Source organism: Kitasatospora sp. NPDC091257 (genome assembly GCF_044757675.1).
GTDB lineage: Bacteria > Actinomycetota > Actinomycetes > Streptomycetales > Streptomycetaceae > Kitasatospora > Kitasatospora lactacystinica.
This window is the reverse complement of record NZ_JBIVVI010001838.1, coordinates 1-1,133: the sequence shown is the minus strand read 5'-3', so window position 1 is coordinate 1,133 and position 1,133 is coordinate 1. Positions and strand designations below refer to the sequence as shown.

The window sequence follows — 1,133 nt, the reverse complement described above, 5'->3', positions numbered from 1 at the left end:
GGTGGACCGAGTGGGCAGGTGGGAGCGGGCGCTGGACGCGGCCGGGGTGCGGGAGGCCGGCCTGCGGGCCGACTACGGCCGGCAGCGGCAGCAGATGGCCCGCTACCGGCGGGAGGCCGCGCTCGCCACCGAGCTGCTGCTGCCCGCGCGGATGGTCCCGCACGTGATCGCCGCCGCCGCCTTCATGCACCGCACCGACACCCTGCTCGACAGCGGCCCGCTCGCCGAACGCCGGGTGGCGTCCGCCCGCTGGCGGCAGCAGGTCACCGACGGCCTCGCCGCCGGCCGCACCGACGACCCCGAGCTGCGCCCGCTGCTGCACAGCGTCGCCGCCCACCCCGTCCTGCGGGACCGGGTGCTGGACTTCCTCGCCGCGACCGGGGCCGACCTGGACTTCACCGGATTCGCCACCGAGGAGGACTACCAGGCCTACGTGGACGGGTACTCGCTGCCCGGCTTCATGGTGGTCGCCGGCCTGATCGGCCCGGACGGCGACCAGGGCGGCTACCGCGCCGCCTGCCGCACCTTCATCGACGGCAGCCAGCGGCTCGACTTCGTCAACGACCTCGCCGAGGACCTCGCCGACGGCCGGCTGACCATCCCCGAAGAGACCCTGAAGGAGCACGGCGTCACCCGCGCCGACCTGGAGCGGGCCCGCGACCTGCCCGCCGTCCGGGCCCTGCTCGCCGCCCTGCTCGACCGCGCCGACCGCACCCTCGCCGACGGCAGGGCCGTCATCGACCGGGTGCCGCCCGCCCACCGGCCGATGGTCCGCTGCATCGTCGGCGTGGAGGAGCTCACCAGCGCCGCCGCCCGCGCCGACCTCGGCGCCCTGCTGCGCCGCTCGGCCGGTCCGGCCAAGCCCGCCGCGCTGCGCCTGCTGGCCCGTGAGTACCTCCGGGCCCGCCGCCTGCGCGGCTGACCGGTCGCCGGCCCGCGAACGCCTCCGGTCCCGGAGGTGCCGATCCGGTGTGTGCGGCCCCGGTGAGAGCCGTCGGAGCCGGTGTCCACAAACGGAACCTCCCTTTGTCGTAGGCGATCCGGCAGGTCGGTCGGCGCCCTGTCCCGGGTGGGGCGGCCTGGCTAGCATGAGCGCGCTCAGCAAGCAGGACCCAAAGACCCCAATCATTGGG

General features: G+C 76.0%; 1 protein-coding gene. It reads left to right on the top strand.

Going from position 1 to position 1,133, the window contains the following annotated elements:
- On the top strand, nucleotides 1–922 hold a 922-nt coding region (locus ACIQOV_RS42380; protein ID WP_401056601.1), incomplete at its 5' end, for a phytoene/squalene synthase family protein.
- Nucleotides 923–1,133 lie beyond the last annotated feature (211 nt).